Here is a 26,995-nt window from a genome sequence, read left to right as displayed (position 1 = left end):
GCCTCGCGCCGGGTTTTCTCGTTTCAGGAGCCTGACATGGCCGACTATTTCACCCATTTCTCCTGCCTGCTCGATGTCGGCACGCCGGATAACGCCACCCGTGCGCTCGATCTCTACAACGCCCTGTCCGAGGCGAACGCCGCCGAAGATCCGCCTTCGGACGGCTTCCTTCTCTCGATCCAGCCCGAACATGGCGGCACACAGCTCTGGATGCGCGATGACGTCACCGGCGATCCCGAGCATGTCATCCAATTCGTCAAACGTTGCGCCACCGCATTCGGCCTCACCGGACTTTGGGGTTTTCAATACGCCAACACCTGCTCGAGGCCCCGGCTGGATGGCTTCGGGGGCGGCGCGCATGTGCTCGATCTTGCCACCGGCGAAACGGTCGCCTGGACCTATACCGACGGCTGGCTCGCCGAGGTGCTGGATGGAGGTGATCCCGATGCCTGAGATCATCGAAACCACAGTCTTTCGCCTCGAAGAGCTTTCCGACTCCGCCAAGGACAACGCGCGCGCCTGGTATCGGGAGGGCGCCTTCGATTACGACTGGCATGACGGCGTCTATGAAGATTTTCAGCAGATCGCGGAAATCCTCGGCATCAGCTTCAAAACCAGCACCGTCCGCCTGATGGGCGGCGGTGCGCGGCAGCAGCCCCGCATCTGGTTCCGGGGCTTCTGGAGCCAAGGCGACGGTGCCTGCTTTGAAGCCTATTATTCCTATCGGAAGAATGCTTCGGCCAGGATCCGGTCCTACGCGCCGCAGGACGCCGAGCTTCACAGTATCGCCGATGCGCTTCAGGCGGTGCAGCGGCGCAATTTCTACCAGCTTCGCGCCGAGGCCAGCCATCGCGGCCACTATTACCACGAATACTGTATGTCGATCTCGGTCGAGCGTGACGGCCCGACCTGGCAGGACATGACTGAGGATGCCGAAGAGATCGTGGCCGAGGCGCTGCGCGATCTGGCCCGCTGGCTCTACCGGCAGCTTGAGCGGGAATACGACTATCTTTCCTCGGACGAGGCCGTGGACGAGGCCATCGCCGCCAATGAATACACCTTCACCGAGACCGGGGGCCGCTTCGGCTGATCCAGACAAGCGCCCCTTCGGGGTCGCTTTTGTCATGCCAACCATACCCGCCTCTTGAGAGGAAGAGGGAAGCCGGGACGGGTTTGAGCTGGTGCGGTCGAGAGAGAGCGCTGCGCAGCTCGATCCTGTCCCGCTCTCCCGAGGTTCTTTCCATGAACATGATTTCCGTATCCGCAGCGGCATCGGCCGCCGCGCCGCTTCCGCTCGCCCCCGACCTCGACACATCCGCCTCGGTTTTCACCGCCGCGGGGCTCCTGCTCCCTCATCTCGAACGCGGCCAGCGCGTCGATGCAGCGACGCTGCGCGCAGCGATGGAAAGCGCCTTCGGCGCATCCGACGCGACCGGCGCCTGGAATTGGAAAACGGCATACGAGGCTTGCGAGGCCGCGACCGTCCTTTTCCTGCGCAAATACGGATCGGCGCTTTTCCGTAAAGCTGCGTCTCCGGCTGCACGGCTTTCCGCTTTGACGAAAATCGCCAGCCTCCTTCCGACGCACACGCGCCGTTCCGAGGAAGCCCAGACCTTCCAGCAATTCTCGACCCCGATCCCGCTCGGCCTGATCGCGGCGAACGCAGCCGCCATCACCCCGGCAGACCGCGTGCTGGAGCCTTCGGCCGGCACCGGACTGCTCGCCATTCTGGCCGAGATCGCTGGCGGCTCCCTGATGCTCAACGAGTTCGCCGACATGCGCGCCGGTCTTCTCTCTTCCCTCTTTCCGGCCGTTTCCGTCACGCGTTTCGACGCGGCCCAGATCGACGACCATCTCGATCCAGCCGTGACGCCGAGCGTGGTGCTGATGAACCCGCCGTTCTCGGTGATGGCGAATGTCGACGGCCGCGTCGCCGGCGCCGCATTCCGTCATATCGCCTCGGCGCTGGCGCGTCTCGCTCCCGGCGGTCGCCTCGTCACCATCACCGGCGCCAGCTTCGCGCCCGACAGTCCGGCCTGGTCTTCGGCCTTCACCCGTCTGCAGGAACGCGGCCGCATCGTGTTCTCCGCCGCGATCGACGGCTCGGTCTATGCCAAACATGGCACGACGATCGACACGCGCCTGACCGTCATCGACAAGCTGCCCGCTGATGATCCATCGTCGTTGCCGGCTTCACTCGGCGTCGCCGCAGACACCACCACGCTGATGGGCTGGCTTGACGAGCATCTGCCCGCACGTCTCCCCGTAGACCCGTCCTTCGCGGTCCCTGTCGCAGCCGCATCCACACCCCGCAGCGTGCGCGGCTATCTGAACCGTGCCGCCAGATCCGCCCCGACCGCCCCCATGGCCGAGCCGGAAGGCCTTCCGCTCGCCTATGAGACGATCGACTGGCAGGCGGGCGAAGCCGGACGCCTCTCGGACTCGATCTATGAGGAATACGGGCTTCAGGCGATCCGGCTTTCCGGTTCTCAGGCGCATCCGACCAAGCTGGTGCAGTCGGCGGCCATGGCCAGCGTCGCGCCGCCGAAGCCGAGCTATCGGCCGCAGCTACCCGCCAATGTCCACGAACTGCTGTCGGACGCCCAGCTTGAGACCGTGATCTATGCCGGCGAAGCCCATTCCGACTATCTCGCCGGATCATGGACCGTCGACGACACTTTCGATGTCGTCACCGCCGCGCGCGAGGATGCGAAGAACGCCGTCCGCTTCCGCCGCGGTTTCATGATCGGTGACGGCACCGGCGTCGGCAAGGGCCGTCAGTCCGCCGCGATCATTCTCGACAACTGGCTTCAGGGCCGCCGCAGGGCGGTATGGATCTCGAAGTCGGACAAGCTGCTCGAGGATGCCCAGCGCGACTGGTCGGCGCTCGGCATGGAACGCCTGCTGGTCACGCCGCTGTCGCGCTTCCCGCAGGGCAAGCCGGTCGCACTCCCGGAAGGCGTCCTATTTTCGACCTATGCCACGCTACGCTCCGACGACCGCGGAGAGAAGGTTTCGCGCGTCAGGCAGATCGTCGAATGGTTGGGCTCCGATTTCGACGGAGTGATCATTTTCGACGAGGCGCATTCGATGCAGAACGCCGCTGGCGGCAAGGGAGAACGCGGTGATGTCGCCGCTTCGCAGCAGGGCCGTGCCGGCCTGCGCCTTCAGCATGCGCTGCCGAATGCCCGCGTCGTCTATGTCTCGGCTACCGGCGCCACCACGGTCCACAATCTCGCCTATGCCCAGCGGCTCGGGCTGTGGGGCGGCGAGGATTTTCCGTTCTCTACACGCGCCGAATTCGTCGAGGCGATCGAGGCCGGCGGTGTCGCCGCCATGGAGGTGCTCGCCCGCGATCTCCGCGCGCTCGGTCTTTACACCGCCCGCTCGCTCTCCTTCGATGGCGTCGAATATGAGCTGGTCGAGCACACGCTGACGCCCGAACAGACCCGCATCTACGACGCCTATGCCGGCGCCTTCGCCGTCATCCATAACAATCTCGACGCGGCCATGGAGGCGGCCAACGTCACCGGTTCCTCCGGCACGCTGAACAAGCAGGCGAAGTCCGCCGCGCGTTCCGCCTTCGAGTCGGCCAAACAGCGCTTCTTCGGCCATCTGCTGACCAGCATGAAGACCCCGACCTTGATCCGCTCGATCTCGGCTGATCTCGACGCGGGCCATGCCGCCGTCATCCAGATCGTCTCGACAGGCGAAGCGCTGATGGAACGCCGGCTTGCCGAGCTTCCGACCGAGGAGTGGAACGACGTCCGCGTTGACATCACGCCCAGGGAGTACGTCCTCGACTATCTCGCCCATTCCTTCCCGGTGCAACTCTATGAACCCTTCACCGATAGCGAGGGCAACCTATCATCACGCCCCGTCTATCGTGACGGCCAGCCCGTCGAAAGCCGGGAGGCCGTTGCCCGCCGCAATGCGCTGATCGAAAAACTCGCCAGCCTGCCGCCCGTGCCGGGGGCGCTGGACCAGATCATCCAGCATTTCGGGACCGATACCGTGGCCGAGGTTACCGGCCGCTCGCGCCGGATTATCCGCAAAACGAGTCAGGGCGGTGTCGATCGGCTCGTGGTCGAGAACCGTGCGGCGGCCGCCAATCTCGCCGAAACGCAAGCCTTCATGGACGATCAGAAGCGCATCCTGATCTTCTCGGACGCCGGCGGCACCGGTCGCAGCTACCACGCCGAACTGTCGGCGCGGAACACGCGGCTGCGCGTCCACTATCTGCTCGAACCCGGCTGGAAGGCGGACGCCGCCATTCAGGGGCTCGGCCGCACGCACCGGACGAACCAGGCGCAGCCGCCTTTGTTCCGCCCGATCGCGACAGATGTGAAGGCCGAGAAACGCTTCCTCTCGACCATCGCCCGCCGCCTCGACACGCTGGGCGCGATCACGCGCGGCCAGCGCCAGACCGGCGGCCAAGGGCTGTTCCGGCCCGAGGACAATCTGGAATCCCACTACGCCCGCGACGCGCTGCGCCAGCTCTATCTTCTGCTAGTGCGCGGCAAGGTCGAAGGCTGCTCGCTGGACCGTTTCGAAGCCGCCACCGGCCTGAAGCTGATGGATTCCACCGGCATCAAGGACGATCTGCCGCCGATCACCACCTTCCTCAATCGGCTGCTGGCGCTCACCATAGAGCTTCAGGGCATCCTCTTCACCGCTTTCGAGCAATTGCTGAATGCGAAGATCGAAGGCGCAATCGCCAGCGGCACCTATGATGTCGGGCTTGAGACACTCACGGCAGAGCGCTTCACCGTCACCGACCGACAGACCATCTACACGCATCCAGGCACCGGCGCGCAAACGCAGTTGCTCACCATCCTCCAGCGCGAACGCAACCGTCCGGTCACACTCGACGCGGCTTTGGAGCAGCTCGACGATCCCCGCGCGAAGCTCCTGATCAACGAGCGTTCGGGGCGCGCCGCCGTTCAGATCCCGACCACCAGCGTTATGCTCGACGATGGCGAGATCGAGCGCCGGGTCCGCCTGATCCGGCCAATGGAGGCGCACAATGTCCCGGTGAAGATGATGGGCGAGACCCACTGGGTCGACGCGGAACACGATGCCTTCGCGGAAGTCTGGAGCGCTGAGATCGCGGACGTTCCGGAATATTCCGACAGTACCATCCACATCGTCACCGGCCTGTTGTTGCCGATCTGGAAACGGTTGCCGAACGACTCCACCCGCGTCTATCGGCTTCAGACCGATGAGGGCGAGCGGATCGTCGGCCGCAAGGTCTCGCCGGCCTGGGCCGCCAACGCGACCACGACCGGGACATCTTCGCTCGCTCCGGACGATGCCTTCACGGCACTGCTCGACGGCCGGACGATCCTCGATCTTGCCGAGGGGCTTCAGCTTCGCCGCAGCCGCGTCATGGGCGTGAACCGTATCGAGCTGACGGGCTTCGACGACACGATGCGTGAGCGTCTCACGGCCTATGGCCTCTTCCACGAGATCATCTCCTGGAAGCTGCGCATGTTCGTGCCCGTCGACGACAACGGCCCGATTGTCCTCACAAAGTTGCTCGACCGGTTTCCGGTCCAGCGCATCGGTGAGCGGGAGGCTGCGTAATGGCGCGTCACGATGCCTCCGAACTGGCAATCCGTCTCGGCAGGCAGGCCGAGGCGGTGTGCCGCCATTACCTGTCGTCCGGCCATCGCGCCGGACGCTACTGGGTGGTCGGCGATGTCCGCAACACCAAGGGGCGCTCGATGTTCGTCCGCCTCGTCGGCCCGGAAACCGGCAAGGGCGCTGCCGGTAAGTTCACCGATGCGGCAACGGGCGAACATGGCGATCTTCTCGACGTCATCCGTGAGACGCTCGGCCTGGTAGACTTCAAGGACGTGGCCGAAGAAGCACGGCGCTTCCTCTCTCTCCCGCATCCCGAACCGCAGGAGCGACCACGGAACGCTCATATCCATCCCGCAGCATCTGGATCGCCGGAAGCGTCGCGGCGGCTCTTCGCCATGTCGCAGCCGATCGCCGGCACGCTTGCAGCGACGTATTTCCGCAATCGCGGCATTACGGCTTTGCACGGAACGGCAAGCCTGCGCTTTCATCCCCGGTGCTATTATCGGCCCGACGAGCACTCGCCGACCGAGACCTGGCCGGCGATCGTCGCAGCCGTCACCGATCTCGCCGGGCGACAGACCGGCGCGCACCGCACCTGGCTCGCCCCCGATGGCACGGACAAGGCCCCGGTCGAGACCCCGCGCCGGGCGATGGGTGACCTTCTCGGCCACGCCGTCCGCTTCGGGATCGCCGGTGAGGTGCTCGCAGCCGGCGAAGGGATCGAGACCGTGCTGTCCCCCCGCATGGTTCTGCCCCACATGCCGATGCTGGCGGCGCTCTCTGCGGCGCACCTCGCTGCCATCCTGTTCCCGACGTCGCTGCGGAGACTCTATGTCCTGCGTGATCGCGACCCGGCCGGGGATGGCGCGCGAGACAGTCTGATCGCCAGAGCAGAAAGCGTCGGGATCGAGGCTATCGAATTGTCGCCAATGCGTGGGGACTTCAACGAAGATCTGCGCGGAGCCGGCGCCGATGCCCTGTGGGCGTCCTTGAAAGACCAGCTTCGTCCAGAGGATGTCGCCCGGTTCATGGATGGCTGAGGAGATCGGCGGGGAATGAGGTTGCGGCAAGCCCATCTTCACCTGCCGTCTTCGGACATCGCCAAGATGCTGCCTGTCGAAGAGGCCACGCCCACGGCCTTCTTCAGAGGGCGATCGGCCCACAAACGCGCCAGGCAGGCAATGGCCGTGTCCGGCTAATTTCCGCCGGCGAGGACGAGCCTCGCCTTTGCAGCGCGAAGCAAATTAGCCGGACCCGGCCATCAAGGCCCTCGCGCAAGCGCGAGAACTGCCAGCCCGTCCCGCCCGTGGGCTTTCGACGCCTGCGAAGGCCGCGATGGGCGCGGCTCCAGTCGAAGGAAGCACCCGATGTTGCACGAAGACGAAGATGCAGGTTTCGAGCCGGTCCATACCTCATCCCCCACCGATCATGTTCTCACCGAACTCCAGCTCTATGGCTGGCGCCCGTTTCAGGACGAAGCCGATCCGAGGCCGCTTCCCGAAGGCAATGCCGTCGCCGGCGCCGTCGCAGATATCTTCGACGCCTTGATCGTCACGCTTGGCGACACCCGCCTCGAACCCGACCTCGACGAATTGCTCTGGTCGACCGTCAATCTCTTCCACCGCGCCACCAGCCGGGTGGAACGCGAACTCGACGACAATGAGCAGGCGCAGCGCCGCCTCCAGCGGGAACAGGATGGTAGCGAGGTGAAGTCCGTCGATCTGGAGCGCGTGACGGCAGAGGGCCAGACCCTGATCGAACGGCGCAACAGCATGGAACTCTTTCGCGATGTCGCCGCCGAGCAGTTCGAGCGCCACACCGGCACGCCCTGGCGTCCGCGCAGCGGGTCGATGGTCAACCACCGCAATCTGACCGCCGCGATGATCGACTCCAGAGACTTCCTTGCCGCAAAGCGCCGGGCGGAGTCCGAGGTGATGCTGCCCGCAGGCCCCAAGGTCGCCTTCACTGGCGGGCTCGACTTCAACGATCACCGCCTGATCTGGGCCAGGCTCGACCAGATACACGCCAAGCACCCGGACATGGTGCTGTTGCACGGCGGTTCGCCCAAGGGCGCCGAACTGATCGCCGCGAAATGGGCGGATAACCGCAAGGTGCCGCAGGTCGCCTTCAAGCCCGACTGGACGAAGCACGGCAAGGCCGCGCCCTTCAAGCGTAACGACCAGATGTTGGATGTGCTGCCGGTCGGTGTCCTCGTCTACCCCGGCACGGGGATCCAGGAGAACCTTGCGGACAAGGCCCGCAAGCTCGGCATCCCCGTCATGAAGTTCGACGGCGGCGCTTAAAGCGCCGCCAATACTTGACGCGCGCGCTCCTCGGCACAACAATCCGATTGAGCAGAACCGGCGAAACAGCATAGTCGCAGGCAAAGCATTTCCATCGGCAGCCTGTCGTGATCCCAATCATTCACGCGGAGGCTCCAATGACCCTGATCTTACTCGCAATCTCCTTATCAATCGCGCTGTGCGTGATCGCTTTCAATTTCGCGATCTATGCCTTGCCCTTCATGGTCGGAATCACAACGTTTCAATACGTCTACGCTACCGATGCCGGCTTCATGATGTCGGGCCTTGCCGCCATCGGCGCCGCTCTGCTTTCGGTTGGATTTGTCATCGCGGTTCTCGGCTTTGCGAAGAACCCTTTCTTCCGTCTTTTCGCGCTCGCTGTCTTCGCCGTGCCCGCCTGCATCGCAGGCTATGCGCTGGTTCACGGCGTCGCCAAGAACGCAATCGACTCGATTATCCTCTTGAACATGCTGTGCGGCGCCAGCGGCCTGATCGTCGCCATCGCGGCAATGATCAACCTCAACGCGCTCGGCACGGCCGTCTTTTCGCGCTGACCAAAGCGCTTGCCATCAGGGGCTGATCCATGATCAGCAGGCTGCCAAATCGCTCACCCCGGCGGTTTCCGCTGCCTTATACCGCTCCTGGCTGGGCGGCTTGCGCCGCCGGACTTCCGACACTCCGATCAGTGTAGCACTTCGATCATCGTCATTGTCCTCGCCCGGCATCTGCCGCGCTTTTCCGACCCTTCACAGGAGCGCCTCACTCAACGATGGGTCTCAGCCGTGCATTTCGTCAGCCCAACTCAATCAGTCGGTTTCGCAATGGCAGCGGCTGGATTGGCCGTCGACCATCATGTGTTCTTCGCAATCTGTCCCGATGTCTCGGTCGATGAGTGACGCTGGTTATACTCGGTGTCCTGCACCCGGCAGGCCTTCGCGCTAGACGGTCCGGCCACGAACTGAGGGGCGGGCGCAGGATATTCGGCTGAATGATGAGTGTGACGATACCGCAGGGAGGCACTAGGTATTCTGGAGGAGCCCGTCCTTGCCTATGATGAGGAAGGTTCTGCTGGCAGTCCCCGTCCTGTGGCTTCTCTGAAGAGACCAATCCCTCCTCCTGACTGATTCCCTAATCCCGTACGGTTTCTGACCGCAACCCGCGCGGCTCCGGACCGTGTTGTCGCTGAAGCGACTGCCCGCCCCACTCCGGGCCTTACGGGTCAAGCTGACGCGAGCGTCAGTGCAGGCATCTCCCGACGGTCTTCGCCGGGCATCATCGGAGGGACGGTCCCTCCGGATGAAGCAACGGAGAACTACCATGCAGAACATCGTCATCCTCGCAGGTAACATCGGCCAGGAACCGGAAACCCGCACCACCCAGGGCGGCACCAGCATCACCCACTTCACGCTGGCAACCTCGCGCCCGCGCTACTCGGAAGGCCGCGTCGTCCGCGACGAAAATGGCTACCGGGTGCAGGACACCGAATGGCACCGCATCACCTGCTTCAACGGCCTCGGCAAGACGGTCCAGGAGCACTGCGAAAAGGGCATGAAGGTTCTGGTCCGCGGCCGCATTCACTACACGAAATGGACCGATCAGCAGGGCGTTGACCGCTACGGCTGCGAGATCATCGCCGAGACGGTGGACTTCCTGAGCCGGGCCAAGCAGACCCAGAACGACGACGGCAAGTTCATCGACGACGATGACATCCCGTTCTGAGCGGGATCGTTGAACGCCCGGCGGCGCAAGCCGCCGGGCCCTTTCATGTTCGCGTTCGATGGCGGCCGCAAAGGCCGCCAAGCTATAAAGCGACCGAATCAGTCGGAGCTTGTAAGCCGCATCGAGCGGCTACAAACACCGATTATGGCTCGCATTCTTGGCCAACTACGACTTCTCTATTCGGTCCGTGCCGAGCGCACGAGCCTCATCAGTCCTCCAATCGTCAATTACATACTATAGTTGATAAACTTAAAGTGTGTAAATTGCCATCGCTTTGCGCATGGACATGCGCAAACTGGTCGGCCGGAACTTCGCCCGCCTGCGTCGGGAGAAGGGCCTGACGCAGGAAGAGGTCGAAGCTCGTTCCGGTTTCAGCCAACAGTACCTCAGCAGTCTTGAACGCGGTCGGAGGAATCCGACCGTGATCACGCTCTACGAACTCGCCCAAGCCCTCGAGGTCAGTCATGTCGAACTGGTTGCACCCGACGACGAGACTTGATGAGCACTCCCGCGAGGATCATGCTTCTCTTCGTGGTCGGCACTCGACCGCCACAGGATGGGATCAGAGGAAGCCGGCGGGACAATCTATTATGCGACATCGCCTTGGCAGACCTTGGCGGTCAAGTCGTATTTGCGCACTCGCCGTTCCCCGTCCCCTCGCGGGGAGATGCTTCGGTCAGGTGATCCCCGGCCGAACTCGTGTCATAGGGAGGCAGGCTGTCGCCGTTCTCCCCATTCGAACTCTGTTCCGTCGATCCACATGCGATGCAGGATCACGGCGATTTTCCGCGCTAAGGCGATGATCGCCTTCTTGTGACCGCGCCGTCGCGCCACCTGCATTGCCCAAGCCTTCAACGCCGACCATCTCTTCACACGAGTCAGCAGCACTTGTGCGCCCTCGTAGAGCAGGCTGCGCATCATGGCGTCGCCCCACCGGGAGATTCTGCCGCTTCGATCGACCTCACCAGATTGCTGCTTGCGCGGCGTCAGGCCAAAATGGGCACCGACGGTCCGAGATCGCATAAAGCGCGTGGGAACATCCACCGTGGCCCGGAAGGTCAGCGCGACGAGAGGCCCCACACCTGGCACAGTCATGAACCGTCGGGTCAATTCATCCTGTCGCGCCAATTTGACCAGCAGATCATCCAATCTGCCAAACTGCTCCCGCAATCCACGCCTCGCCGCCAGAAGCGTATCCGTGACGACGTGCAGATCCGTGTCAGCGGTCAACTCGCGCACGCGCGGCTCGAAATCGCGAGCCGTGACCTTACCCAGATGATAGCCGAAGTCGCGGATCAGCCCGCGAATTTCATTCTCGACATCCTGGAGTTTGTTACGCAGCAACTGCCGGGCAGTGAGGATTGCGCGCAGACGCCGACTGGTCGGCGTTTTGACATGAACTTCCTTGAACAGCCCGACCCGCATCATCTGCGCGATACCTCGCGCATCGTGACGGTCGGTTTTGTTCATCTGCGCCGCCAAGGCGGCTTTCATATGCCGGGTTTCAACGCAGATAACAGGAAGGCCTGCTTCGGCGAGCGTGCCGAAGATGTGCTGCGATAGCATTCCAGCCTCCAGGCCAACGCGATAAACGATAAAGGGCAGTGCCAGAATGTGCTGTGCAATTTCCTCCGGCTCGGAAGTAAGCTTTGCTTCGTGAACAACCTGGCCGCTATGATCTACCACGCACAGATTCACGGTGCGCGCCGAGACATCCAGGCCAATGTAGTGATTTTCGGTCATACCGAATCCCTCCAGAATCAAGGACCGGTACTTCTCTTAGCCAAAAATTCGTGGGCTTTGTAAACTACGACTATTTCAGTCGTTCTTTGCGAGAGAGCATCGCAACGCGGGGTCTTCGCACGAAAACTACCATTGTGAACTTGATCGCTACGAAGCCTTCAGCATTTTTTCTGTTGGCAGATCATGTTGCGTGGTTTGACGGATACGGTAGCAAGAGCACAAAATAGGAACATCAGCTCGTCGATTCGGAAACTACGGCGTGCATCATCCCTAGAGCCGACAGGGGGCAAAGTGGGCATCGCGGACGACTTCAGGACTTTCCTCGAGAACATCAAAGTAGATAACTCAGCAACCATCTCGCTTCGCTATGGCGAGATCACCTCCGCGCTGAACAAGCAATTTCGAGATACCGAGTCGAAAACTGCCAACAGCCTTCAGGTCGGCTCCTATGGTCGCTGGACGGCGATCAAGGGCATTTCCGATCTGGACATGATCTACATTGTCCCGGCCTCTGAGTGGGATACCTACAAGGATGGCGGACAGTACGAGCTCCTTCGCGACACCAAGGATGCGATCAAGGCGCGCTATCCATCGACAACGGTGAAGGTCGATCGGCTAGTTGTGCGGGTCCTCTATAAGGATTTCCATATTGAGGTTATGCCCGCTTTTCGGGAGGCGGATGGAAGCTACAAATATCCCGACACCGCGAACGGAGGATCATGGAAGATCACAAAGCCCCAAGCCGAACTCGATGAGATGCGGGCGGCTAATGAGCGGAAGAATCGGAATCTCCGGCGCTTGTGTAAGATGGCTCGCGCTTGGAAGAACAAGCACGGCGTGGCTATGGGCGGCCTTCTGATTGATACACTCGCCTACAACTTTCTTGAATCGACCGATGAGTACGACGAGAAAAGTTACCTCTACTACGATTATATGTGTCGAGATTTCTTCAAGTTCCTGGCTGACCAACCCAAACAGTCGGAATACGCCGCCCTCGGCAGCCGACAGCGCGTACGGGTAAAGAAGAGGTTCGAGCGGAAGGCAAAGAAGGCCCACGAACTCTGCCTGAAGGCTATCGAGGCGAGCGGCCAGGCGAATGAGCGCCAGAAGTGGCGTGACGTGTTCGGCAATGGCTATCCCGCTCCCGCATCCAAGTCGGAAACAGAAGCCACGCTCGCCAAAGCAGCGTTTCGTAACACCGAGGAATTTGTTGAGGATCGGTTTCCGTTGGATGTCCGGTACGAGATGCGGATCGACTGCGAGGTTACACAGAACGGCTTCCGGGCCACACGCTTGCTCGACCTTCTCGAGCGGCACGGCATCCTTCTGCGCAAGAAAAAACTTCGATTCTTCGTCGCGGACGGCGCCGATCTCCCCGATGACGTCGACATCTATTGGAAAGTGTTGAATCGAGGAGACGAGGCTGAGCGGCGCGACATGATCCGCGGCCAAATTATCCGTGACGATGGCAATTGGGAACAGCGTGAAAGCACCGACTTCCGGGGAAACCACCTTGTGGAATGCTATGCGGTCCTGAATGGTGTTGTCGTCGCGCGAGATGACATCCTCGTTCCCATTAGCGCACAGAGCGCTGAAGTAGGCGACCATGCAGCTTGACTATGACATCACCCTTGAGGATCAAATCCGCGAGTGCTTCGGTCGGGTGGTCTATACTCACAAGACGCACGAGAGGATGGCCGACAACTGCGCTAAAAAACTCAATCGGTTTAAGGTTGGACAGATCGTCCTCACCGCAGCGACGAGCACGGGCGCTGTTGGTGTAGTTGTAACGAATGAGACGTGGCTCGAGGTCGCAACGGTTCTGGTGTCATTCCTGACGCTCTTCGTGACAACCTACCTCAAGAACTTCGATTTGGGCGCGACCGCGCAGAAACACCGCGATGCCGCGGCGAAACTGTGGAACGTCCGCGAGTGTTACCTTTCGCTCCTCACGGATCTGCCGGCTCTTGACCGGCAGGCGGCCGTTGAGCGTCGTGACGAGTTGCAGACTATGCTCGCCGCACTCTATCAATCTGCGCCACAAACGGATGGCAAAGCCTACGTTGAGGCTCAGAAGCGTCTTCAGAAAATGGAAGACATGACGTTCAGTGCTGACGAGATAGATTGTTTTCTACCGCTATCACTAAAACGTTCAGGCGGACGACCGAAGACCGATGAAGGAACATGAGCGCGTGCCCCTTTCACGCTCACCGGCTATCTGACATTGGGGTTTTATGGCGACTAGATGATTAGCTCCGCATGGTGCCGGTGAAACTCCTAAATGTTTCAACCAGGCTCGAAGTTGCTGTGCAGGAGCGCTCGAATACCCCATCTATTATAGACGTAGTTCTGGCGTGACTGTTGGTGCCGGTGGGAGGTGATCATGCATGATCACCGCCCGACAAACACGGGCCGCGCGCGCATTGCTGGGTTGGACGCAGGAAATGCTCGCTGACAAGGCCAAGGTGTCGCTGACCGCGCTCAAGCGCATGGAGTCGGCCGCTGGGCTTCGGGTGTACGAAACCACCAGCGATCAGGTGCGCCGAGCGCTTGAGGCGGAAGGCGTCGCTTTCATCAGATCGGGCCGTAACGAGGGAGTCATGCTTGTCGATGTGCACGAAGCTGCGAAGCGCTAAAAATTCGGGTAGTTTCGACGATCACGCCGCCTCTTGCTTGTCATCTTCGCGCTGTAGTGGTGCTTGAGAGCACCAATTGCCATCCAGAGAGTGTCGCGTGTCTTTATTATGACTACAATTGATTTCCTCGACGAAGCCCCCTCCATGCTGTCGCTCACTGAGTATGACCGCCAGCACATCAAGCTTTATGCTCGGTTGCTTGATGCAGAGGCTGATGGGGCGGACTGGCAGGAAGCGGTCCAGGTTCTGTTCGGTATCTGTCCTAGGACGGAACCTGAACGTGCCCAGCGCGTCCACGATAGCCACCTGGCCCGAGCACATTGGATGACGGAGTATGGCTACCGCCAACTCAGGCGTGGCCGACCTCACTAGCTGGCGTGTTACCTCAAGTGCAACGCCTGTTGCGCCTCGAAACCTTCCCAAAAAAGCGAAACCCCGGAATCAATTCACCTGTACGCGTATTCGCTGCACGGGGAGGATCAATATGACGCCCGACACAAAAGAATGGCGATCATCATCTACTTATGACTACTGGGACGATGCCGATGTGGACGCGCTCGCCTGGGAATGCTTGCGGCGCAATCAAAAATACCAACGTGACTATGCCGACATTGCCAAGGCACCCATGAGCGCCGATACCGAAACCGAAGCGATCGGTACTCGCTGGGGCCTTCGATTTCCCCGCCCGGCCAAGCCTTAGCGCCCTCGAGCAACCGGTTTTCTGGGTGCCCGAAACTGACACCAGCGTCCTGCATGTCGGCCCTGCGCCGAAGCTGCCGCAAACCGGTCCGGTTGTTCTCGGCGATCTTGATGTTGAGCTCCGGCAAGCCTCGGCTGAAGGCCTCCATATCTCCGTGTTCACCGAAAGCGGCCGTCTGCATCTGATCGCTTTGACGGGACTCGGACCAGGTCAGCCGATTGCTGCCGTCATACCAATCGATGCCCAAAGTCTCGATCGCATCCAGGCCCTAACGCGTCTATGGAGGCAACTGCACGGTCTGCCCGTCCCGAAGGATACCCGTATAACCGCACAACAACGTCGCCGTCTCAAGAATATGCTGCGCGCCGCCGACGGGCGTATGCAGAACGCAGATTATCGCGATATCGCCGAAGCCATTTTCGGCGTCGAGCGCGTCGCGAGCGATCCTTGGAAAAGCTCCGCGCTGCGCGACGCCGTGCTCGATCTCGTCAAGGACGGCTTCGCCATGATCGACGGCGGCTATCGCAAGCTTCTTCGCCACCGCCGACGTTCATAACCTGCCATACGATTCGGGGTGTGCGATTTTAGCCACCCTAAGTTCGCACTCCCTCCAGCCGATTCTTCTTCGCCATCGTGGCTTTCGTCCGCCGCTGATCACCAGCGGCTCCCGCGAAAACCACGGAGGCCCCCATGACCACCAATATTGCGACCCTGCCGCCGCGCTTCCTGCGCACCAAGGAAGCCGCCGACTTCCTCAGCCTATCGGCGCGCACCCTCGAAAAACACCGCACCTATGGCACCGGACCGGCCTATCGCAAGCTCGGTGGTCGCGTGGTCTACGCGATCGACGAACTCGAAGCCTGGGCCGAGCGCGGCGCCGTCACCTCGACGTCCGATCCGCGGGGCAGCGTGCTGCCGGCAAAGCGCCACGACCCCGCACCGGCAGCCCATGCCGGTCGTCACGCCCGCTGATCCGCGCGGCTTCCACAATGACGGTGCAGCGTCGCCCATCGCAGGAGCGCGGACAACTCGATCTGTTCCACGCGATCCCCGGCGACTTCGCGCCCCGCGACGCGCAGGACCTCATGGCCTATCCGTTTTTCTCCCTTTCCAAATCCCATCGCACCGCGCCGATTGACTTCGTCGCGGGCGACGTAACCATCCGTGTAGAGGCCGTTCCCGATCACGGCATGGCCACGATCTGGGACGCTGACATCCTGATCTGGGCCGCAAGCCAGATCGTGGAGGCCCGCGACAAGGGCTTGCGCACATCACGCCTGATGGCCGCCACGCCCTACGAAATCCTCAATTTCATTGGCCGCGGGGTGTCGATGCGCGATTACCAGCGTTTGAAGTCCGCGCTCGACCGGCTTCAGTCCACGACCGTCGCCACCTCGATCCGGCAGGCAGCCGAAGGGCGACGCCACCGCTTCTCCTGGATCAACGAATGGCAGGAGCGCACCGACCGCCAGGGCCGGCCTGCCGGCATTGAGCTGATCGTCCCGGACTGGTTCTACCGCGCGGTCCTCGACGATGCGCTCGTGCTGACCATCGACCGGGACTATTTCGGTCTCACCGGCGGCCTTGATCGCTGGCTCTACCGCATCGTGCGCAAGCATGGCGGCAAGCAGCGCAATGGCTGGCGCTTCGATTTCCGGCATCTGCATCAGAAATCCGGCAGCCTGTCGCCCTTCAAGCGCTTTGCCTTCGAGCTGCGCGACATCATCCGCCGCCAGCCGCTGCCCGGCTACACCCTGTTTCTGGAGGTCGAAGTCGGCGGTCGTCTGCTGCTCGCATTCGAGCCATCCGCCCCCTGTGGAAAACCTGTGGACGGCCTCGTGCTATCGGGAACCCAACCTATCGTGCTATCGGGAACCGCAGGCTCGTGCTATCAGGAACCCAAGCAGGGTATAAGTCTTCGAAAACTAAGACGAAATCGCGCCCTTAACTTAGAGTCTAACAAAGAATCTAACCTTGAAGAGCGCGCGCGCGATGTGGAAAACATCGCCGACAGGTCAAAACAGGCCGAAAAATCACAACCGCGAAAGACTACACCTGATCCGTCTTTCCGTAAATCCGCTTTTACGGACCGCTCTTCTTCCCGTCCTCCGCAACTCTCCTTTGGCGACAAGCCCGGAGGTGCGGAATGATTATCGCGCTCCTCAATCAAAAGGGCGGTGTCGGCAAGACGACGCTGGCGCTGCATCTCGCCGGTCAATGGGCGCTTGAAGGCAAACGCGTCACCCTGATCGATGCAGACCCGCAAGGCTCGGCTCTCGACTGGTCGCAGCAGCGCAGCCGCGAGGGCTTGCCACGCCTGTTCGGCGTCGTCGGCCTGGCGCGCGACACGCTGCACCGCGAAGCGCCCGAGCTCGCGCGTGACGCCGATCACGTTGTCATCGACGGCCCGCCGCGCGTTGCAGGGCTCATGCGATCGGCGCTGCTAGCCGCCGATCTCCTTGTGATCCCCGTGCAACCGTCGCCGCTCGACGGCTGGGCCTCGGCCGAAATGCTGGCGCTGCTCGCCGAGGCGCGCATCTATCGCCCCCAGCTCGTCGCCCGCTTCGTCCTCAACCGCTGCGGCGCGCGCACCATCATCGCCCGTGAGACGGCTGAGACGCTGGCCGAGCACGACCCACCCTTGCTGTCTGCGACCATCGGCCAGCGCGTCGCCTTCGCCGACATGGCGCAGTCCGGCCGTCTGGTGTTCGAGGCCGACCTCGACAGCGCAGCCGCGCGCGAGGTCGCCGCGCTCGCCGCGGAAGTGGGGAGGCTCGCGCCATGACCCTCCCAGCTCCCGCAATCCTGGCAGGCGATTGCCGCCGCCTCATGCCGTCGCATGGGCCGTTCGACATGATCTTCGCCGATCCGCCCTACGGCGACACCTCGCTCGTCTGGGACCGCCGTGTCGAGGGCTGGCTGCCGCTCGCCAGGGCGGCCTTGCGGCCATCGGGCTCGATGTGGGTGTTCGGCTCGCTGCGCTGCTTCATGGCGACCGCCGCGACGTTCGACGACGCCGGCTGGAAATACGCGCAGGAGATCGTCTGGGAGAAGCAGAACGGCTCCGGCTTCCACGCCCACCGCTTCAAACGCGTCCATGAACTGGTGGTCCAGTTCTACCGCAGCGATGCGCCATGGGGCGCCGTCTACAACGTCGTACAGACGACGCCCGATGCGACCGCGCGGACCGTGCGCCGCAAGAAACGTCCGCCCCATACCGGCCATATCAATGCCGGGCACTATGTCAGCGAGGATGGCGGGCCGCGCCTGATGCGGTCGGTCATCTACGCCCGCAACGCCCATGGCCGCGCCATCCATCCGACCGAGAAGCCGTCCGGCCTGATCGAGATCCTCGTCCGCACGAGCTGCCCGCCCGGCGGTCTCGTCGGCGACTGGTTCGCGGGATCGGGGGCGGCCGGCGAAGCCTGCCGTTTCTCCGGTCACCGCTACATCGGCTGCGAAATCGATCCGGTCATGGCGCGCAAGGCCGCCGACCGGCTTGCCGCGCTGCTCCCGTTTTCCGGGGGAGACGCCCAATGACGAAACCGCCTCACAAGCGCGGCTTCGTCGCCCGCCCGACCGATGCAGATGACTGGATCAAGGCCGCCGAACAGCCACCGTCCATTCCGTCATCCGGCGCGGGTTTCACCGCCCGGCTGACGATCGACGTCACGCCGGACCTGCGCGGCCGCATCAAGATCGCCGCCTTCCAGCGCGGCGTCACCGTCGCCGAGATGCTGCGCGACCTGCTCGCGCGCGAATTCCCCCAAAACTCAGGAGACCCTTCATGACCGGCATCGCGGCACCCCGCATGCGCGGCGGCCCGATGCCGTCGATCGCGCCATCCGACCGTCTCACCCATGTCGAACTGACCTGGGTGGAGAAGCAGATCGAATATTGGATCAGGTTCGGCGACCACGCACAGGAAACCATCCTCGACCGTCGCCGCCGTGTCCTGTCCTTCCGGCCGGGCACGGTCTTCGCCTTCGTCCGCTGGGCGTCCAACGACTTCGGCACGATCATCTCGCGCATCGATATCGTGCGCGCGGTCCAGCCCGGCGAAGCCTATCAGACGCTCCCCTTCGTGCGTCCCGGCGGCGACATCCTGCTCAAGATCGAGAGCTGGCCGAAGGTCGAACGCGTGCTCCAGCTCATCGACGTCATCGAGGCGATGACGCTCGATCCGGCCGCCGCCGCGCCCGACTACTGGCGACACGTTCACAACCGTCTCACCGCCGGCCACGAGCCGCGCAGCTACACGCGCGCGCAGCATGAGGCGTGGCTGAAGCGCCGGAGGATCGCGCCGTGATCGATCTCAAATGGGCCATGGCCACCCTCGTTGCGGCAAATATCATCGCGATCTCGTCGTGGATCGAAACGCCGACCAAGCTCATCTGGAACGCGTCGGCCAGCACACCGATCGGCCTTTACTCTGTCGAGCCGGTTGGTCGCCTGGAAGTGACCGATCTGGTCGCGGTCGATGCGCCGGAACCGATCGCCGCCTTCCTCTCCGATGGCGGATATCTGCCGCGCGAAGCGCCGCTGCTGAAGCGCGTACTTGGTCTTCCCGGACAGACTGTTTGCCGCTCCGACCTCCTGATCACGGTCGACAACGTGGAGATGGGAATGGCGCTCGAGCGCGACCGCTCCGGCCGTCCGCTGCCTGACTGGCAAGGCTGCCGCGTGATCGCCAAGGGCGATGTCTTCCTGATGAACTGGGACGTCCCCGACAGTCTCGACGGGCGCTATTTCGGCCCGATCCCAGTCAGTTCGGTCATCGGCCGCGCGGTTCCCCTGTGGACCGACGAGGACGGCGAAGGCCGCTTCGAATGGCGGGCGCCAACGCGGTGAGCGCCCTGCCTTCGGCGGGCGCACCGCACCGCCGCATCCCTCTGCACCGCATCAAGAAAGGAACCCGAAATGCCACAAATCGGTGAGTTCACCCGCGAGGAATCCGGCTTCACCGGCCGCATTCACACACTCACACTCTTTCGCGAAATCTGCATCGTTCCCGTCGAACCTTCGGACGTCGACAACGCGCCCAGCTACCGCATCCACCACGGCGCGGACGAGAACGCCCCGGAGATCGGCGCGGCCTGGACCGAATCCAGCGAGAAGGCCGGAGAATATCTGTCGCTGCTGATCGACGATCCCAGCTTCCCGCAGCCGGTCCGCGCCCGCCTGTTCCAGAACGGCGCGGATGCGACGTCATGGTCTCTGCACTGGAGCCGCCCGCAAAAGCGCGGCGAACGGGAATAGGTCATGCGGATCGCTCACACGAACCCCGCATCACCGATGTCAGCCGGGCGGCCTCGCGCTGCCCGGCGCATCATCCTCCTTCTCCTTTCCGGCCTGACCTTCACCGCCGCGCTACCGTTCGCCGTGCTGGCGCAAAGCGCGCCATCGGCCGAGCAACCGTCTCGCGATCCCCACGCCGCCTTCGTGACGGAAGCCTCGCAACGCTTTGGCATTCCCGAACACTGGATCAGGTCGGTGCGCCGCGTCGAAAGCGCCGACGATATCCGCGCCGTCTCGTCGGCCGGCGCTATGGGCCTGATGCAGATCATGCCCGATACCTGGGCCGAGCTGCGCATCCGCCACCGCCTTGGCAGTGACCCCTTCGATCCGCGCGACAACATTCTGGCGGGCACGGCTTATCTGCGTGAGATGTACGACCGCTACGGCTCGCCGGGCTTCCTCGCGGCCTATAACGCCGGTCCCGGAAGCTACGAGGAATACCTCGGGGGCCGTCCCCTCCCGGCCGAGACCCGCGCCTATGTCGCCACGCTCGCACCGATGATCGGCATTGGAAACGTGACGCCCGGCCAACCGGGAAGCACCGTCGTCGCTGCCGTCGATCCGAATGCCTGGCGTCGTGCGCCGCTCTTCGTGGCTCCATCCGCGCGCAGTCTGGATGCTGGTCAACCGACATCCGCCGTGCAGTCCGACGACACTTCGACCGCGGATTTGCAGCGCGATGAAACCGCCGTTGCTCCGCAATCGGGCGGTCTGTTCATCGCCCGTGCCGGTGAAGGCGACCAGCCATGAGGGTGTTCGCAGCATGGCGCGGCATGGCGTGGTCTGGAGAGTGCTGTGCGGGAAGGAGGGAGGAACAGGGAGCAACGACAGCAGGACGGCGAGATAAAAGGGCATCGCCAAATTCGCACAAGCCATTGATATGGCGTGGATTTTGGCGTGCCGGTCGGTCGGGTCGCGTGCCGCGATTGTTGTATTTTGCTGCGATTTCAATGGTGTTTCCGGCACTGTACCCGTTTGCCCCTTCGGAAAGGGCAGTTCGATGAGCGAGGGCGACAGAGAATTCCGCATCCGTCCTGGCCGCATCAAATCCACCCGCGCGCCCAAGCCCAAGAGCTTCATCAACCAGGTGCTGCGGGCTTCGAAGAGGGCCGGGCATAGCTCCGGCGAGGTGCGAACCGCCAAGCGCAGCGGCGGCAACCGTGGTCACTCGACCTTCGGCCGCGGCCGCGTCAGCTTCAGCCGCTCGCGCATCTTCAGCGCCTCGCGCCGAGTCGTCGTCAAGGCGCGCGTGGTGCGTCATCAGGGCAAGTCGTTTCGCTCGGCGCCGCTCTCGGCCCATCTCTCTTATCTCAAACGCGAAGGCGTCAGCCGGGATGGAGAGAAGGGTGTGATGTTCGACGCGACGAGCGAGCGCGCCGACGATCTCGCCTTCTCCGATCGCTGCAAGGACGACCGGCATCATTTCCGCTTCATCGTCTCGCCCGAAGACGCCGGCGACATGACCGACCTGCGCGAATTCACCCGCGACCTCGTCTGCCAGATGGAATCTGATCTCGACACGAAGCTCGACTGGGTGGCCGTCGATCACTGGAACACCGACAATCCCCATGTTCATTTGCTGGTGCGCGGCGTCGATCAGACCGGCGCCGATCTGGTGATCTCCCGCGACTATATCAGCCGAGGCCTGCGCTCGCGCGCCGAGGACCTGGTCTCGCTCGAACTCGGTCGCAAGCCCGAGCAGGAAATCCGCAACGCGCTGGAGAAGGAGGTCACAGCCGAACGCTGGACGCGCCTCGATGTCGAGATCCGCATCGCTGCCGACGAGACCGGCTTCATCGACCTGCGCCCCGAGGCCAATGGCAAATCCGATCCTTCACTCCGCCGCCTGATGGTCGGTCGGCTCCAGCATCTCGAAAAGATGGAGCTGGCTGCACAAGGCGCCCCCGGCGAATGGACCGTCGGGCTCCAGGCCGAACGCACGCTCCGCGATCTCGGCATGCGCGGCGACATCATCAAGACCATGCACCGCGCCTTCACCGAACGCGGGCAGGACCGCGGCTTCAGCGACTATGTGATCGACAGCGGCGGCGCGGGCTCTCCCATCATCGGCCGTCTTGTTGATCGAGGCCTGCACGATGAGCTGACCGGCGAGGCCTATGCCGTGATCGATGGCACGGACGGCCGCGCCCATCACGTCCGCTTCCGCGGCATCGAGGCCTTCGAGCATTCCCCGCCGATCGGCGGCATCGTCGAGGTGCGGCGGTTTGGCGGCGAGGACGACAAGCGCCCGACGCTCGTGCTCGCCAATCGATCCGATTTTGATCTCAACCGGCAGGCCACGGCGCCGGGCGCGACCTGGCTAGATCATCGCCTTGTCGAGCGCGAGGCGATGCCCATGTCGAGCGGTGGCTTCGGCGCAGAGGTGCGTGACGCCATGAAGGCCCGCGCCGAACATTTGGCTGAAGAAGGTCTCGCACGCCGGCAGGGCCAGCGCATCATTCTGCAGCGCGATCTCCTCAACACCCTGCGACAGCGTGAGCTCGATGCAGTCGGCGTAAAGCTACAGGCAGAAACCGGTCTTCCTTTCCAGAAGGCGCAGGCCGGCGAACATGTCGCCGGTCTCTATCGCCAGCGCGTCACGCTGACCTCTGGCCGCTTCGCCATGATCGACAACGGGCTGGGCTTCCAACTCGTGCCCTGGACCCCGCCACTCGAGAAGAAACTCGGCCAACACATTGCCGGCGTCACCAAGGGCAACGGCGGCATCGAGTGGAGCCTCGGCCGCCAGCGGGGACTCGGCCTGTGACCACCCCAATCAACAAGAAAGGACCTTGATAATGTCCGCGACCAAAATCCTCTGGGGGCAGATCCTCACCGTCTTCCTGATCGTTCTGTTCACGACATGGGGTGCGACCCAGTATGTAGCCTGGAGCCTCGGCTTTCAGGCACAGCTCGGCGCCCCCTGGTTCGTGCTTGGCGGCATGCCGATTTACTACCCGCCCTCGATCTTCTGGTGGTGGTATTTCTTCGACGCCTATGCCCCCGGCATCTTCGCAAAGGGCGGAATGATCGCCGCATCCGGAGGCTTCATCGCTATCGCAGTAGCCATCGGCATGTCGGTCTGGCGGGCTCGTGAAGCGAAGAACATTGCGACCTATGGCTCAGCCCGCTGGGCAAAGCCACAGGAGGTCAAAGCCGCGGGCCTGCTCAATCCAGATGGCGTGGTGCTTGGCAAGCTCGACCAGGATTATCTTCGCCACGATGGGCCGGAGCATGTCCTGTGCTTCGCGCCGACCCGATCCGGCAAGGGCGTCGGGCTCGTCGTTCCGACCCTGTTGACCTGGCCCGGCTCCGTCGTCGTTCACGACATCAAAGGCGAGAACTGGCAGCTCACCGCCGGCTTCCGCTCAAAGTACGGCCGCGTGCTCCTCTTCGATCCGACCAATCCGAAATCGGCGGCCTACAACCCGCTGCTTGAGGTGCGCCGCGGCGAATGGGAAGTGCGTGACGTCCAGAACGTCGCCGACGTGCTCGTCGATCCCGAAGGCTCGCTGGAGAAACGCAATCACTGGGAGAAGACCAGCCACTCCCTGCTGGTCGGTGCGATCCTGCACGTCCTCTATGCCGAGAAGCACAAGACGCTCGCCGGTGTCGCCAGTTTCCTATCCGATCCGAAACGCCCGATTGAAACGACGCTTGCGGCGATGATGACCACGCCACATCTGGGCGAAGCCGGTCCGCATCCCGTCATCGCCTCGACCGCGCGCGAGCTCCTCAACAAATCCGACAATGAACGCTCGGGCGTGCTTTCAACCGCCATGTCGTTCCTCGGTCTCTATCGTGATCCCGTCGTCGCCGAAGTGACCCGGCGCTGCGACTGGCGCATCGCCGATCTCATTGAAGACCAGCAGCCGGCGACGCTATACCTCGTGGTGCCGCCTTCGGACATCTCCCGCACCAAGCCACTGATCCGGCTTGTGCTGAACCAGATCGGCCGACGTCTCACGGAGGACCTGCACACAAAGAGCCGCCGTCATCGCGTCCTGATGATGCTTGACGAGTTTCCGGCGCTCGGCCGCCTCGACTTCTTCGAGAGCGCGCTCGCCTTCATGGCCGGCTACGGCATGAAGGCCTTTCTCATCGCCCAGTCGCTCAATCAGATCGAGAAGGCCTACGGCGCCAACAACTCCATCCTCGACAACTGCCATGTGCGCGTGAGCTTCGCCACGAACGACGAACGCACCGCCAAACGTGTCTCCGACGCCCTCGGCACCGCCACCGAGATGAAGGCGATGAAGAACTATGCCGGGCATCGACTGTCACCTTGGTTGGGTCACCTCATGGTCTCGCGCTCCGAGACCGCGCGTCCGCTGCTGACGCCCGGCGAAATCATGCAGCTTCCGCCCAACGACGAAATCGTCATGCTTGCCGCCACCCCGCCCATCAGGGCCAACAAGGCGCGCTATTTCGAGGACAAGCGTTTCAACGAGCGCGTGCTGCCGCCGCCCGATCCGACCAAGACCAGCCTGACCAAGCGGAAGGACGCCTGGACTGAACTGGAACCAAAAGGCCCAGACACCGCATTGCTGGCCGAGATCCAGAAGGCGGAACAGGACGCCGCCAATAGCGGCCTGCGCCGCGAGCCCGAACTTCCCGACCACGTCGCCATCGTCAAGGAAACAAGCGACCCGAACCCGGCCGAAGAGTTCGCCGCACTGCTCAATGATGAACCGGAAGATGCAGCGCGGCAGCGACAGGCGCTTCGCCGCCGGATGAGCGGCATCGCCCGTCAGGTCTCCATGAACCCCAACGACAATATGGATCTTTAAGCCATGCGCGACCGGATGAATGTATATTTCCCACCCGACATGCTGCGCCAGATCGCTGATCTCGCCGACCGAAAGAAAATCTCGCGCTCGGCGATCGTGGAGGCGGCCGTTGCATCCTTTCTCTCACCCGATGGGGCCGACAAGCGCGAGGCTGCGCTGACCCGGCGTCTCGACCGGATGACGAGGCAGATCCAGCGGATTGAACGCGACCTCGGCATCACCGCCGAGACACTCGCACTGTTCGTCCGCTTCTGGCTATCCGTTACGCCGCCGCTCCCCGGCGATGCCAATGCCGCTGCACAGGCCAAGGGCCGCGAGCGCTACGAAGGTTTCATCGAGACGGTCGGGCGTCGCCTGCAGCAGGGACAGAGCTTCCTGCGCGAGATTCCTGATGATGTGGTTCCCGCCCCAGATATCGGTACAGCTGATTCGTCTGAAGTTGATCGATAGTTATTGCCCTGCCCAGATCAAGCGGAAGCCCCCACCGCCGTTCTCCTGTATTTGCACGCCACGCTACTACTACGACAAAGACTTGTTGAATCAGCCCAATTTCGGGCTCTTTTAATCGTCCCCGATCCAGGGCCGGCTGAACGGTCCCTGACCGCAAGGGGACGACATGGCGGCATCTCACCAGAAAACAGAAGCAATAACACGCGGCGCGCGCATGCTGCGCACGGCCCTTGGGCCGGCGATCGCCCGCTTTCTGGAAGACCCGTCGATCGTCGAGGTGATGCTCAATCCCGACGGCCGGCTCTGGATCGACCGGTTATCCGAAGGACTCTCCGATACAGGTGAGCTTCTGTCCCCAGCCGATGGCGAGCGCATCGTTCGGCTGGTCGCCCACCATGTCGGGGCCGAAGTCCATCCTGGAAGCCCGCGCGTCTCGGCAGAACTGCCCGAGACGGGGGAGCGATTTGAAGGATTGCTGCCGCCCGTTGTCGCTGCGCCGGCTTTCGCGATCCGCAAGCCCGCCGTCGCTGTGTTCACGCTCGACGACTATGTCGCGGCCGGCATCATGTCGGCGGACCAGGCCGAGACGCTGCGCACAGCCGTCGCCTCGCGTGCCAACATTCTCGTCGCCGGTGGCACCTCGACCGGCAAGACCACGCTCACCAACGCCCTTCTCGCCGAGGTCTCCAAGACCACGGATCGCGTCGTCATCATCGAGGACACGCGCGAGCTGCAATGCACCGCGCCCAACCTCGTCGCCATGCGCACCAAGGACGGCGTCGCGACGCTCTCCGATCTCGTGCGCTCCTCGCTGCGCCTTCGCCCTGACCGAATCCCCATTGGCGAGGTGCGCGGCGCCGAAGCGCTCGACCTGCTCAAAGCCTGGGGCACCGGCCATCCCGGCGGCATCGGCACCATTCACGCCGGCACCGGCATCGGGGCGCTGCGCCGCCTCGAGCAACTGATCCAGGAAGCCGTCATCACCGTCCCCCGAGCATTGATCGCCGAGACCATCGATCTCGTCGCCGTCCTCGCCGGGCGCGGATCACAACGCCGGCTCGCCGAACTCGCCCGCGTCGAGGGCCTCGGCGCCGATGGCGACTATCGCACCACCCCCGCCACCACAGAACCCAACCCCACAGGAGCCCCCTCATGATTCGCCTTCTATCCCGCGGCCGCCAACGCATTACGACCGCTGTAACCGCCGCCACCATCAGTCTCATGCTTACGCCGGCCGCACATGCTTCCGGTTCGTCCATGCCCTGGGAAGCGCCGCTGCAATCGATCCTTCAGTCGATCGAGGGGCCCGTCGCCAAGATCGTCGCCGTCATCATCATCATCGTCACCGGTCTGACGCTCGCCTTCGGCGACAGCTCCGGCGGCTTCCGACGCCTGATCCAGATCGTATTTGGTCTCAGCATCGCCTTCGCGGCCAGCTCGTTCTTCCTGAGCTTCTTCTCGTTCGGCGGCGGGGCGCTCGTCTGATGGCGGGCAGTTTCGAACAGCTCGACGCGGTGCCTGGTTTCACCGTTCAGGTCCACAGGGCGTTGACCGAGCACATCCTGCTCGGCGGCGCCCCGCGCTCCATCGCCATCATGAACGGAACGCTGGCCGGGGCCGTCGGTCTCGGTCTGCGCCTCTGGCTGGTAGGCCTCGCCATCTGGGTCATCGGCCACTTTGCCGCCGTCTGGGCCGCCAAGCGCGACCCGCTCTTCGTCGAGGTCGGCCGCAGGCATCTGCGCATCCCGGCGTTCCTGTCGGTCTGAGGGC

At 63.1% G+C, this 26,995-nt stretch carries 30 protein-coding genes; 29 read left to right on the top strand and 1 reads right to left on the bottom strand.

Features of this window, described 5'->3' with window-relative positions:
* Window positions 1–36: 36 nt before the first annotated feature.
* The 8 genes from ACFO1V_RS01605 (at window position 37) to ACFO1V_RS01570 (ending at window position 10,107) form a co-directional block, all read left to right on the top strand.
* Window positions 37–453 (top strand): hypothetical protein, encoded by a 417-nt coding sequence (locus ACFO1V_RS01605; protein ID WP_374831983.1) that lies wholly within the window; start codon window positions 37–39, stop codon window positions 451–453.
* Window positions 446–1,090 carry an antitoxin of toxin-antitoxin stability system gene (locus ACFO1V_RS01600; RefSeq protein ID WP_374831985.1) on the top strand — a complete coding sequence of 215 codons (645 nt, stop codon included), beginning with the start codon at window positions 446–448 and terminating at the stop codon, window positions 1,088–1,090. The genes ACFO1V_RS01605 and ACFO1V_RS01600 overlap by 8 nt, the downstream gene beginning before the upstream one ends.
* A gap of 152 nt (window positions 1,091–1,242) precedes the next feature.
* Window positions 1,243–5,586 (top strand): strawberry notch-like NTP hydrolase domain-containing protein, encoded by a 4,344-nt coding sequence (locus ACFO1V_RS01595; protein WP_374831987.1) that lies wholly within the window; start codon window positions 1,243–1,245, stop codon window positions 5,584–5,586.
* On the top strand, window positions 5,586–6,626 hold the full coding sequence (locus tag ACFO1V_RS01590; RefSeq protein WP_374831989.1) for a DUF7146 domain-containing protein: 1,041 nt from the start codon (window positions 5,586–5,588) through the stop codon (window positions 6,624–6,626). Before ACFO1V_RS01595 ends, ACFO1V_RS01590 begins: the two co-directional genes overlap by 1 nt.
* A gap of 327 nt (window positions 6,627–6,953) precedes the next feature.
* The gene (locus ACFO1V_RS01585) at window positions 6,954–7,889 is read left to right on the top strand and encodes a DUF2493 domain-containing protein (protein ID WP_374831991.1); all 936 of its coding nucleotides are present in this window, start codon (window positions 6,954–6,956) and stop codon (window positions 7,887–7,889) included.
* Between the two features lie 137 nt (window positions 7,890–8,026).
* Window positions 8,027–8,443: a hypothetical protein gene (locus ACFO1V_RS01580; protein WP_374831993.1), complete on the top strand. Its 417-nt coding sequence runs from the start codon at window positions 8,027–8,029 to the stop codon at window positions 8,441–8,443.
* A gap of 763 nt (window positions 8,444–9,206) precedes the next feature.
* Complete coding sequence (locus ACFO1V_RS01575) at window positions 9,207–9,608, top strand: single-stranded DNA-binding protein (protein WP_374831995.1); 402 nt, start codon at window positions 9,207–9,209, stop codon at window positions 9,606–9,608.
* Between the two features lie 280 nt (window positions 9,609–9,888).
* A complete protein-coding gene (locus ACFO1V_RS01570; RefSeq protein ID WP_152367876.1) occupies window positions 9,889–10,107 on the top strand; it encodes a helix-turn-helix domain-containing protein in 219 nt (72 codons plus the stop codon).
* Between the two features lie 203 nt (window positions 10,108–10,310).
* Here the strand turns inward: ACFO1V_RS01570 and ACFO1V_RS01565 are convergent, their stop codons facing one another.
* Window positions 10,311–11,351 carry an IS110 family RNA-guided transposase gene (locus tag ACFO1V_RS01565; protein WP_152367877.1) on the bottom strand — a complete coding sequence of 347 codons (1,041 nt, stop codon included), beginning with the start codon at window positions 11,349–11,351 and terminating at the stop codon, window positions 10,311–10,313.
* A 291-nt stretch (window positions 11,352–11,642) separates the two neighbouring features.
* Between ACFO1V_RS01565 and ACFO1V_RS01560 the strand changes: the two genes are divergently transcribed.
* The 21 genes from ACFO1V_RS01560 to ACFO1V_RS01460 all read left to right on the top strand — a co-directional run bounded on the left by ACFO1V_RS01560 (window position 11,643) and on the right by ACFO1V_RS01460 (window position 26,991).
* Window positions 11,643–12,968, top strand: a complete 1,326-nt coding sequence (locus ACFO1V_RS01560; RefSeq protein ID WP_183318930.1) for an SMODS domain-containing nucleotidyltransferase — start codon at window positions 11,643–11,645, stop codon at window positions 12,966–12,968.
* The gene (locus ACFO1V_RS01555; protein ID WP_183318932.1) at window positions 12,958–13,539 is read left to right on the top strand and encodes an SLATT domain-containing protein; all 582 of its coding nucleotides are present in this window, start codon (window positions 12,958–12,960) and stop codon (window positions 13,537–13,539) included. The genes ACFO1V_RS01560 and ACFO1V_RS01555 overlap by 11 nt, the downstream gene beginning before the upstream one ends.
* 199 nt (window positions 13,540–13,738) lie before the next feature.
* A complete protein-coding gene (locus tag ACFO1V_RS01550) occupies window positions 13,739–13,987 on the top strand; it encodes a helix-turn-helix domain-containing protein (RefSeq protein ID WP_374831998.1) in 249 nt (82 codons plus the stop codon).
* 108 nt (window positions 13,988–14,095) lie between these two features.
* Complete coding sequence (locus ACFO1V_RS01545) at window positions 14,096–14,359, top strand: DUF2285 domain-containing protein (RefSeq protein ID WP_445438787.1); 264 nt, start codon at window positions 14,096–14,098, stop codon at window positions 14,357–14,359.
* Window positions 14,360–14,471: 112 nt separating this feature from the next.
* Window positions 14,472–14,687, top strand: coding sequence for a transcriptional regulator domain-containing protein (locus ACFO1V_RS01540; protein WP_374832000.1), 216 nt, complete (start codon window positions 14,472–14,474; stop codon window positions 14,685–14,687).
* 25 nt (window positions 14,688–14,712) lie between these two features.
* On the top strand, window positions 14,713–15,243 hold the full coding sequence (locus ACFO1V_RS01535; RefSeq protein WP_374832002.1) for a DUF2285 domain-containing protein: 531 nt from the start codon (window positions 14,713–14,715) through the stop codon (window positions 15,241–15,243).
* A 134-nt stretch (window positions 15,244–15,377) separates the two neighbouring features.
* Window positions 15,378–15,659, top strand: coding sequence for a helix-turn-helix transcriptional regulator (locus ACFO1V_RS01530; RefSeq protein WP_374832004.1), 282 nt, complete (start codon window positions 15,378–15,380; stop codon window positions 15,657–15,659).
* A 17-nt stretch (window positions 15,660–15,676) separates the two neighbouring features.
* Complete coding sequence (locus tag ACFO1V_RS01525; protein ID WP_374832006.1) at window positions 15,677–16,837, top strand: replication initiator protein A; 1,161 nt, start codon at window positions 15,677–15,679, stop codon at window positions 16,835–16,837.
* Window positions 16,834–17,472: a ParA family partition ATPase gene (gene parA / locus ACFO1V_RS01520; protein ID WP_374832008.1), complete on the top strand. Its 639-nt coding sequence runs from the start codon at window positions 16,834–16,836 to the stop codon at window positions 17,470–17,472. The genes ACFO1V_RS01525 and parA overlap by 4 nt, the downstream gene beginning before the upstream one ends.
* Entirely contained in the window at window positions 17,469–18,227 is a 759-nt protein-coding gene (locus ACFO1V_RS01515; RefSeq protein WP_374832010.1) for a DNA-methyltransferase, read from the top strand. Before parA ends, ACFO1V_RS01515 begins: the two co-directional genes overlap by 4 nt.
* Window positions 18,224–18,478: a ribbon-helix-helix protein gene (locus tag ACFO1V_RS01510; RefSeq protein WP_374832012.1), complete on the top strand. Its 255-nt coding sequence runs from the start codon at window positions 18,224–18,226 to the stop codon at window positions 18,476–18,478. Before ACFO1V_RS01515 ends, ACFO1V_RS01510 begins: the two co-directional genes overlap by 4 nt.
* Window positions 18,475–18,996 (top strand): DUF2840 domain-containing protein, encoded by a 522-nt coding sequence (locus tag ACFO1V_RS01505; RefSeq protein WP_374832014.1) that lies wholly within the window; start codon window positions 18,475–18,477, stop codon window positions 18,994–18,996. The genes ACFO1V_RS01510 and ACFO1V_RS01505 overlap by 4 nt, the downstream gene beginning before the upstream one ends.
* A 17-nt stretch (window positions 18,997–19,013) precedes the next feature.
* Complete coding sequence (locus ACFO1V_RS01500) at window positions 19,014–19,538, top strand: S26 family signal peptidase (RefSeq protein ID WP_374832100.1); 525 nt, start codon at window positions 19,014–19,016, stop codon at window positions 19,536–19,538.
* A 69-nt stretch (window positions 19,539–19,607) separates the two neighbouring features.
* The gene (locus ACFO1V_RS01495) at window positions 19,608–19,946 is read left to right on the top strand and encodes a DUF736 domain-containing protein (RefSeq protein WP_374832016.1); all 339 of its coding nucleotides are present in this window, start codon (window positions 19,608–19,610) and stop codon (window positions 19,944–19,946) included.
* A 3-nt stretch (window positions 19,947–19,949) separates the two neighbouring features.
* Window positions 19,950–20,735 carry a lytic transglycosylase domain-containing protein gene (locus tag ACFO1V_RS01490; protein ID WP_374832018.1) on the top strand — a complete coding sequence of 262 codons (786 nt, stop codon included), beginning with the start codon at window positions 19,950–19,952 and terminating at the stop codon, window positions 20,733–20,735.
* A gap of 250 nt (window positions 20,736–20,985) precedes the next feature.
* Window positions 20,986–22,752, top strand: a complete 1,767-nt coding sequence (locus tag ACFO1V_RS01485; RefSeq protein ID WP_374832020.1) for a relaxase/mobilization nuclease domain-containing protein — start codon at window positions 20,986–20,988, stop codon at window positions 22,750–22,752.
* Between the two features lie 31 nt (window positions 22,753–22,783).
* Window positions 22,784–24,775: a conjugal transfer protein TraG gene (locus ACFO1V_RS01480; RefSeq protein ID WP_374832022.1), complete on the top strand. Its 1,992-nt coding sequence runs from the start codon at window positions 22,784–22,786 to the stop codon at window positions 24,773–24,775.
* Window positions 24,776–24,778: 3 nt separating this feature from the next.
* Window positions 24,779–25,225, top strand: a complete 447-nt coding sequence (locus tag ACFO1V_RS01475) for a CopG family transcriptional regulator (RefSeq protein ID WP_374832024.1) — start codon at window positions 24,779–24,781, stop codon at window positions 25,223–25,225.
* Window positions 25,226–25,391: 166 nt separating this feature from the next.
* Window positions 25,392–26,381 carry a P-type conjugative transfer ATPase TrbB gene (gene trbB, locus ACFO1V_RS01470; protein WP_374832026.1) on the top strand — a complete coding sequence of 330 codons (990 nt, stop codon included), beginning with the start codon at window positions 25,392–25,394 and terminating at the stop codon, window positions 26,379–26,381.
* Window positions 26,378–26,710 carry a TrbC/VirB2 family type IV secretion system protein gene (locus ACFO1V_RS01465; RefSeq protein ID WP_374832028.1) on the top strand — a complete coding sequence of 111 codons (333 nt, stop codon included), beginning with the start codon at window positions 26,378–26,380 and terminating at the stop codon, window positions 26,708–26,710. The genes trbB and ACFO1V_RS01465 overlap by 4 nt, the downstream gene beginning before the upstream one ends.
* Entirely contained in the window at window positions 26,710–26,991 is a 282-nt protein-coding gene (locus tag ACFO1V_RS01460) for a VirB3 family type IV secretion system protein (protein ID WP_374832030.1), read from the top strand. Before ACFO1V_RS01465 ends, ACFO1V_RS01460 begins: the two co-directional genes overlap by 1 nt.
* Window positions 26,992–26,995 lie beyond the last annotated feature (4 nt).

It is taken from the genome of Daeguia caeni (assembly GCF_042653845.1).
GTDB classification, from domain to species: domain Bacteria; phylum Pseudomonadota; class Alphaproteobacteria; order Rhizobiales; family Rhizobiaceae; genus Brucella; species Brucella caeni.
Note: the sequence above shows the minus strand (reverse complement) of the source record. Positions and strands in the feature narration are given on the sequence as shown.